Source organism: Empedobacter sp. UBA5528 (assembly GCF_002426075.1).
In the GTDB taxonomy this organism is placed as follows: Bacteria; Bacteroidota; Bacteroidia; order Flavobacteriales; family Weeksellaceae; genus Empedobacter; species Empedobacter falsenii_B.
On the sequence record NZ_DINY01000059.1, the window covers coordinates 1 to 4,573 of the forward strand.

Sequence of the window (4,573 nt, forward strand, 5' to 3'; positions counted from 1 at the left end):
TATTCACACACAGTTTTAAAACTAACTGAAATAATTGCAAGAAAACTTCCTCTCCAAAAAGCGCTCTTGTTCGGCTAATTGTTGAATGCCAAGACAACTCTTCATTTAAATCATAACCTAAAAATAAACGAACATCCAAGCAATTACTGCAAAAACGAATCAATGCTCTGTCGCTATTGATATTATTCAAATAACCCACTAACAATATTTTAAAAAACACCACAGGATCTATACTTTCTTGACCTTGAGTACCGTAATATTTTTGAGTGGATCTATACAGAAAATGTAAATCTAATACTTGATTTACTTGGCGATAAAAGTTATCAGATGGAACTAGCCGATCTAAACTTAATTCATAAAAAAGTTGAGGAATAAATTCTTTTCGTCCTTGCATACTACAAGATATGAAAAATTGCTATATTTAGTGTTGTGCAACAAGCACAGTGGTTTTGCAAAATGCGGGGTTTAGTCATTGATTGAAATTTCGTCAAAATATTTCGCAACTACTTTTCATATTGTTTTTTTACTTAATTTAGACAATCTGAAAAAGCATTTGCTTCGTTTCGGAATTCTTGAACTTAAGTTCTTCGAATTCCCGCACTTCGCAAAGCCTTTTTCCGTTATAGCCAATGCTAAAAGACGACCCGACACAGAATGACAGTTACAGAAAATGGAGTTAACGAAAGAACAATATGATATCATCAACTCGACTGGAAACATCAAAATAAATGCTGTTGCCGGGTCTGGGAAAACTACGACCGTAATTGAATACGCCAAGACAAGACCATCGACAAGTAAAATTCTTTATTTAGCTTTCAACAAATCCGTAAAGCTTGAAGCAGCCAAAAAATTTGCCGACAAAGGACTTAATAATGTGAAAGTTGAGACAGCACATTCTTTGGCTTATCGACACATTGTATTTAAAAATGGATACAAAGTAAGACCACAAGGTTACAAGACAAATGAAATTGCCGAACTTCTAAATCTGCAAGGCAACGGAGAAAAGCATACGGAATATGTCATTGCCAATCACATTAACAAGTTCATTGCCTATTTCTGCAACAGCGCCAAGCAAAAAGTTCAAGACTTAAATTATCTTGACACAGTAACAGACCCAAAAGCAAAAACTTTTGTTTCATCATTTTACGACTATATCGTTTCTCAATCACGACTTTTATTAAGCAAAATGGACAAAGGAGAAATCGAAATCACCCACGACTTCTACCTTAAAAAATTCCAACTTTCAAACCCAAAACTTGACTACGATTACATACTTTTTGACGAAGGACAAGACGCATCTCCTGCAATGCTTGATGTGTTCTTTAATCAAAAAGCGACCAAAGTAATCGTTGGCGACACACACCAACAAATTTACGGGTGGCGATTTGCGGTAAACTCGTTAGAAAAAGCCGACTTTAAAACCTATCATCTTTCGACAAGCTTTCGATTTAGTCAAGACATTGCAAATCTTGCAATGGAAGTTTTAAAATTCAAAAAGCACCTTGACGAACACCAAACCATTCCTATCACAGGAAAAGGCAACAGCAAAGAAATTAAAACCAAAGCTGTTCTTGCAAGAACCAATCTCGGTCTTTTACTAAAAGCAATAGAATATGTAACTGAAAAGAAAAAGGTAAAACAGATTTACTTTGAAGGTAACATCAACTCATATACATACGCAGACGAAGGTGCTTCCCTTTATGATGTTCTAAATCTTTACAACGAAAAGCATCACTTAATTAAGGACAAACTAATCAAGGCTATGAAAGACCTTGACGAGTTAGAAGATTATATTGAAAAGACAGAAGATGTTCAGCTTGCAATGATGGTTGAAATAGTTAAAGAGTATGGAAATAAAATTCCTGACATCATAAAAGCCATTAAAGAAAAACACGTTGACAATGACGACAAAGAAAAGGCAGAAATGATTTTCTCGACAGTTCATCGTTGCAAAGGAATGGAGTATGATGCCATTCAACTTGTAAATGACTTTATTTCTGAAGAAAAATTAGAGAAATTGAAAGAAGATAAGAAAGCCGAAGAAATCAACGCCACAAAACTAAATGAAGAAATCAATTTGCTTTATGTTGCTGTCACTCGGACAAAAAATAGTATTCATATTCCCGAACCTTTAATGCCTTCTGAATTTCCAAAATCATCACAAATTCACGTTATGAAAGTTGTGAGTGAAGAAGAAAAGGAACAGCAAAGAAAAGAAGAATTGAAACAAAAAACCGACAAGGCAGAAAGCAAAACAGAAAAAGCTTATTCGGTTGAAGAAGTGAGAACCAAACATAAGGACGCATACAAACCGTGGACACCTGAACTTGACAACGAACTAACAGTAATGTATTGTGAAGGAGTAAATGTAAAAGATATGGCTAAACATTTCGGTCGGACAAGGGGTGCAATAACATCAAGAATTAAAAAACTGGAACTTGAAGAACTTTACGGATAAACAGAAAATAACAGGAAGCACTGGCTATAACAGGCGTTTGGCTCAATGGCGGGTGAAGTGGCTAATTGAACATTCTACTTCGCATCAACTTTTGTGGTGTATTGACAATTTTGTGCTCCGAAATCCGCCACTGCGCCAAGCGCCAAAACGTTAGCGGTCATTGTAAGACAACGACCTTGAATGTAGCCAATCGATAAGCATAAAAAGATGAAATCAAATTGTAAAAACAGCCAGGCTACAATAGGAATTTTGCACTTTTGTCCTTTGATGAATAGTGCTGAAAGAGTTTGCAAGATAGAAAAATAAAGAAATTCTTATGTCAAAAACCTTTGCTGATAAAGTGATTGATTTCAACAACTATTTACACTATTCGGGTAAGCTGCCAAAAGGTTTTCAGGTGATGAACCCTTACCTGAATAATCCTGAAACGATAGAGGTAATGCAACAGTTTTATCATAAATATTACAACGATTCTAAGCAACGAAGATTTATTATCGGTATTAACCCGAGCCGTCACGGAGCCGGGGTAACGGGTGTGCCATTTACGGATACCAAACGATTGGAAAGCGTCTGTTCTATCAAAATGCAATCGGCACATACGCACGAAGTTTCTTCTGTTTTTATGTATGATATGATTGCTGAGTATGGTGGAGCAAAAGAATTCTACAAAGATTTTTACATCAACTCTCCATTCCCTTTAGCCATTATCCGTCAAACAAAAAACGGCAAATGGCTTAATGCAAATTATTATGATGACCCTATTCTTTTTGAAATGGTGAAAGGTTTTATGATTAACTCTTTGAAAAAACACATCAGTCTTGGATTAGATACTTCAGAGGTTTTTGTATTAGGAAAGAAAAATGCAGATTTTATCCAAAAGCTAAACAAGGAAGCAAAGTTGTTTGACAGTTTAAAAACCCTTGAACATCCGCGATACATCCAGCAATACAAATCAAAAGAAAAACAGCAGTATATTGACAAATATATTTTAGCATTGAACAATCCTAAATGAAGAAATCGGGAACACATATCATCTATACCATAGGGCATTCTACACGTAGTTTGGTTGAATTTTTGGATATGCTGCAATCTTTTGATATTAAAATTCTTGCTGACATACGGAGTTTGCCCGGCTCACGCAAATTCCCACAATTCGACAAGGAAAATTTAAAAATATCCTTAGAAGAAGCCGGAATACAATACATACATCTGGCCGATTTAGGAGGAAGAAGAAAGGCAAAAAAGGACTCAAAAAACAACCGCTGGAACAATGATTCTTTCAGAGGTTTTGCTGATTATATGGAAACCGAAGAATTTGAAAGTGCCATTTTGAAACTGGAACATATTGCTTTAGAACAACCCACGGCTTATATGTGCTCCGAAGCAGTTTGGTGGAGATGTCATCGTTCAATGGTATCCGATTATCTGAAAGCAAAAGGTTGGACGGTATTACATATTATGGTAACAGGAAAAGTGCAGGAGCATAAATACACTGCACCGGCAAGAATAGTTGATGATAATGTATTTTATTCCGATGAAAATTAGATTTACAATTAAAAAATCTGTTTATGAAAACAAAATTTAAAGTAGGCGACAAAGTAAGCTGGAACTCCGAAACAGGAAGAGTTTCAGGAACTATCATTAAAATACATACAAAAGATTTCGATTACAAAGGTTATACACACCATGCTACAGAAGAAGATCCTCAATATGAAATAAAAAGCAACAAGACGGATCATATTGCCGCTCATAAGGGTTCTGCCCTTACTAAACTCTGAGAAAAATAATCAGAGAAACGAATTGAGAAAACAACGAACCGCTAACACTGGTAACTGTTGCACAACTCCAATTTACAGTAAAAAACAGAATATATGACCTCGTTTAAGCCTTTTTAAGCGAGGTTTATTTTTTGGAAATATATTAAATTGTAAAATTATAGGGGTTTAAAAACGCACTTTTTAAGTCGTGAAGGAGTACTTTTGTAAAAAGCTGTATTTCCCTTGTTTTAGGGAAACAACTTGGGCTAAAACACTCGGGATTTTGAAAATAAAGCGCAGGTATTTCTTCAAGTTGTAAGATAAACTTGACATTAATACATGTTTATTGGCTTTAGAC

The 4,573-nt window shown here is 35.3% G+C and carries 5 protein-coding genes; 4 read left to right on the top strand and 1 reads right to left on the bottom strand.

Annotated elements, in window-relative coordinates; translation table 11 throughout:
* Positions 1–394: transposase (locus B4L98_RS12395; RefSeq protein WP_291078339.1), on the bottom strand; the 394-nt coding region annotated here is incomplete at its 3' end.
* A 276-nt stretch (positions 395–670) separates the two neighbouring features.
* Between B4L98_RS12395 and B4L98_RS12400 the strand changes: the two genes are divergently transcribed.
* The 4 genes from B4L98_RS12400 (at position 671) to B4L98_RS12415 (ending at position 4,236) form a co-directional block, all read left to right on the top strand.
* Entirely contained in the window at positions 671–2,458 is a 1,788-nt protein-coding gene (locus tag B4L98_RS12400) for a UvrD-helicase domain-containing protein (protein ID WP_286496446.1), read from the top strand.
* Between the two features lie 316 nt (positions 2,459–2,774).
* The gene (locus B4L98_RS12405) at positions 2,775–3,470 is read left to right on the top strand and encodes an SMUG2 DNA glycosylase family protein (RefSeq protein WP_291078341.1); all 696 of its coding nucleotides are present in this window, start codon (positions 2,775–2,777) and stop codon (positions 3,468–3,470) included.
* Complete coding sequence (locus tag B4L98_RS12410) at positions 3,467–4,003, top strand: DUF488 family protein (protein ID WP_286496444.1); 537 nt, start codon at positions 3,467–3,469, stop codon at positions 4,001–4,003. The genes B4L98_RS12405 and B4L98_RS12410 overlap by 4 nt, the downstream gene beginning before the upstream one ends.
* 23 nt (positions 4,004–4,026) lie before the next feature.
* Positions 4,027–4,236, top strand: a complete 210-nt coding sequence (locus B4L98_RS12415) for a DUF2945 domain-containing protein (protein ID WP_286496443.1) — start codon at positions 4,027–4,029, stop codon at positions 4,234–4,236.
* The last annotated feature ends 337 nt before the right edge of the window (positions 4,237–4,573 follow it).